The sequence below is a fragment of the Psychroserpens damuponensis genome (assembly GCF_000826655.1).
Classification (GTDB): domain Bacteria; phylum Bacteroidota; class Bacteroidia; order Flavobacteriales; family Flavobacteriaceae; genus Psychroserpens; species Psychroserpens damuponensis.
The window spans coordinates 1-3,773 of record NZ_JXJO01000038.1; the positions used below are offsets into that span (position 1 = coordinate 1).

4 protein-coding genes are annotated in these 3,773 nt (G+C 30.9%); all 4 read left to right on the top strand.

The window, feature by feature from the left end:
* Positions 1 to 580: hypothetical protein (locus tag TD29_RS17030; RefSeq protein WP_040282605.1), on the top strand; the 580-nt coding region annotated here is incomplete at its 5' end.
* 173 nt (positions 581 to 753) lie between these two features.
* On the top strand, positions 754 to 1,533 hold the full coding sequence (locus tag TD29_RS17035) for a hypothetical protein (RefSeq protein ID WP_040282607.1): 780 nt from the start codon (positions 754 to 756) through the stop codon (positions 1,531 to 1,533).
* A 146-nt stretch (positions 1,534 to 1,679) separates the two neighbouring features.
* Positions 1,680 to 2,276, top strand: coding sequence for an XAC2610-related protein (locus TD29_RS17040; RefSeq protein ID WP_040282609.1), 597 nt, complete (start codon positions 1,680 to 1,682; stop codon positions 2,274 to 2,276).
* Positions 2,277 to 2,433: 157 nt separating this feature from the next.
* Positions 2,434 to 3,417: a hypothetical protein gene (locus TD29_RS17045; RefSeq protein WP_040282611.1), complete on the top strand. Its 984-nt coding sequence runs from the start codon at positions 2,434 to 2,436 to the stop codon at positions 3,415 to 3,417.
* Positions 3,418 to 3,773 lie beyond the last annotated feature (356 nt).

Here is a 3,773-nt window from a genome sequence, read left to right on the forward strand (position 1 = left end):
CATACATAAAACCGTTACCCAACATTTGAAAAAAGCAGTACTCGAAAATAAAATCTTAAATGCGACATCAAGTCTGATTGATATGGCGACAGATATTTGTTGGAATAAAATATCGAGAAACTGCGAATATATAATGTCGGAAATTGATGAAAGTATCGGAAAGAATTTATTCGAACGAGCTAAAATCCGAAAAAAGGTTAATGATAAAAAATTACCTAAATCGTTGAGTGGAATTGTGGCTGATTTGACCAAAATTTATGATAACCTTTATGACATAAATTTGTATATATATAAATCTCTACTGAATAAAACGATAATTGAGATTAGATACTTCTTGAAAACATCACACACAGCTGAATTTTATCCGACAATTCAGAATAACGAACCGATGTTGCATTGTAAGGTTGGAATTCCACCATATGTTGCGAAAAAGCCAAATTCGTCTGAAAAACAAGAACTATTTGACGTAAATTGGGAATTAGGAGGAATAAGGCACGAATGGAAAAAATTTTGGTGGAGAGCGGATTACCGAATAAACCAAGTGTTGAAAACAAGCAAGCGGAATAAAAACGTTGGGTAACACCGTGTATATTTTATTGCTAGGTTCTAGCCTGCTTACGAAAATCCTCACGGATTTTCTATTCGGTATTTATTTGCTAACTTAGTAACTTGATCACGCAACAAAGCATACACAAACACGTTAGCCATAATATGAACGGAACGATATTTGTAGTCATTTAAGAAACTAACATTATGAAAAAAATATTACTTTTTTTATTACTGACTTTCGGAATGAAATCTGCATTTGCGGATTGTGCAGGAATGGGAATGCAATTCTTTCCTTCAACAAAAGAAATCAGCTTAAATTCAATGTTCATTATTCAAGGTTATGCTTTTAGTCAAAAAACAATTAAGAGCTTTGAAGAAAGAACAATTTATCTCGAAAGTGAAAGCGGAGAATTAATTGAACTGAATCTTCAAGAAATTCTGATTGGACAAAAGCAATTAACTCAAGCTATTTTCTATCCAACATCAGAATTAAAACCTAACACAAAATATTTTTTAAAATACTCTGATGAAACTGAATTTGAAGTTAGAGAAATGACAACTTACAACAGAGAGAAAAAAAAGAGAGAAAAAGTATATTGGAAAACAACAGATAAAAAATCAATCGAGAAACTAAATTCTAATCTTACTCTTGAATTTGAGAAAACGAATGTTGAGCATTATGGTTGTGGTCCAGAAGCAAATGCAATTTTCAATATAAAAAACAAATCAGAATCTGAAGTTTGGTATAAGACAGAAGTAGTTGACTTGAGCGCCAACAATAAAAAAGTATTTTACATTAAAGAATGGAATGATAAACTAAATGTTGGACACGGAATGTGTTCTGGAGCGTTTACATTTAAGAATAAAGGAAAATATAAAGTTCGGTTCACACCAATGAATATTGACGGAAAATCATTAAAAACAACTAATTGGACAACTTTTGAAAGTCCATTTATGAACGACAAAAGTCCATTTGGAAATTAAAAATACTATGGCTAACACCGTGTATAATTCATTGCTAGTTATAGCCTACTTACGAAAGTCCTCGCGGACTTTCTATCTGTGATTTATTTGCTAACTTTAGTGCTTAAACACGCAACGAAATCATACACAAAACCGTTGCCAGTAATATGAGAAAAACTCTGTTCACATTAACAATTCTGTTTTCATTTAAACTTTATTCACAAGAAATAATAGAGTTTAAGAAAGATGAATTTGAATTTTATTTATCCAAAGATTGTCAAGAAAGTCAATGTAAAATAAGTGAAATTAAAGTCTTTAAAAATGATAAGTTTATTCAAAAAATAATACCAAGTGAAAATGAATTCTTTTCATCTTCAAAAAAAGAGTCAATAATGGAAATTGAAGATATGAACTTTGATAATCATATTGACTTTAGAATCGGTAAATCTAGATTAATGGATGAAAATGGTGGATTTCCATTTTTATATTGGATTTTTAATCCTTCAAACGGGATATTTGAAAAAAAATCAAGTTTTGAAAAAATCACCTCACCAGAATTCGATTATAAAAAAGAAGAAATAATTTCCAAATGCTTTGGATATCTTAACACAAAAAATATTTATAAATATAAACTAAGAAATGAAAAGCCAATTCTTATCGAAAAATATCTAGAAATGTATGTGAAACAAGGTGTGAAAAAATCAGAATATTGGAAACTCATAAATAATGAATTTAAACTAATTGAATCAAAAATTATTGAATAAATACTACTGGCAACACCGTGTATAATTCATTGCTAGTTATAGCCTACTTACGAAAGTCCTCGCGGACTTTCTATCTGTGATTTATTTGCTAACTTTAGTGCTTAAACACGCAACGAAATCATACACAAACACGTTGTGCGTCATTAGACAAAACCATATGAAGAAATTTATTTACTATCCGAATTTAGAACCACCAAATACTGAATGGCTAAAGTTTTCAATTCTTTATTTGGAAAAATTTGAAAGTATAGTTCCATATGGTAGGCAACATTTAATTTCAGACGATTATAGAAGATTATCAGACGAAACTGATTTGGTCGAAATGTACTCACCTGAATTTTTACAAGGAGAAAGAGCCTCGATTAAATCGATTGAGGAGGCTGAAAAGTTTTTACAAAATCCTTATGGAAGAGGACCATTAATGAATCGAATCAACATTGAGAGGAGTTGGCGAAACGAAAGAAACTGGACATATCAGATTTTTTCAGAGAAATTTTCTTATCAATTTGGCGAATTTTGTGAAAAAGAAAGAATTGGAAGAAGAAATGGCGAAGGTTTGATATTACCAAAAGAACTGGCTTTCTTGTTTATGACACATTTAGCCCAAGAAATTTCATATGAACGAAACGGTTCTATAATAACCGATAATATTGAATTTGACAATTATTCAAATTTCTCAAGAGTTTATAACCCAGGAACTCGAAATAGAAATAAGTTTATGAAAGGAATAATCAACTTACTTGTTCCTGCCAATATTTCAGATATAGGGTTTGACAGATTAATTGAGTTTAGAAATCAAAACCGAGAGAGAATTACTGCATTTAATAGTCAAATTGACCTTTTGGAGGAATCGATTGGAAACGGAATAACGGAGAGACAATTCATTAATAGCTTTAATGACATTTATTCTGACCTAACGAGAGAAATTGTATTAATGGGTATTGGACTTGCTTCAATTCCTTTTTCAACATATATGCTTATCAATAATCCTTTAGCTTTATCGGCAGAATATAGCAAGGAAATTTTGGGAGCTTTAGGATTAGGAATCGGTGGAACATATGCTGTAAAAAGAGCTCTTTTTGATACGAGAGAAAAAAGGCTCTGTAAGAAATATTTAACCAATGTCGAGCGATTAAAATAACGACGCACAACACAGTATATAACTCATAGCTAGTCAGTTGCTTAATCGAAGTTAAGGCGTATTTGGAAAGTCGCCAAATTTTTAAATTTGACGATTTCCAAGAAAAAGATAAATAATAAAATTTAAAAATCTGGCTTGTGCTTAATCCGAAATTAATTTTCTAATTTGCACGCTACGAGCCATATACATAACCGTTACAAACAATTACTCGTTAAAAATTTCTGAACTGAATTCTGCCGAACTTTACGATTAAAAACTCACTCGAAACCTGAATCGTATCTTTCCGAATTCTTACTCAACTGCTGAATTTTTACTCAATCGGAATTTAGTTAGTTTACGCAACTGAACTGTGCGTG

What these genes read in the sequence shown, in the direction of transcription:
- TD29_RS17035 (WP_040282607.1), top strand. Translation starts at nt 754, where the DNA reads ATGAAAAAAATATTACTTTTTTTATTACTGACTTTCGGAATGAAATCT.
- TD29_RS17040 (WP_040282609.1), top strand. Translation starts at nt 1,680, where the DNA reads ATGAGAAAAACTCTGTTCACATTAACAATTCTGTTTTCATTTAAACTT.
- TD29_RS17045 (WP_040282611.1), top strand. Translation starts at nt 2,434, where the DNA reads ATGAAGAAATTTATTTACTATCCGAATTTAGAACCACCAAATACTGAA.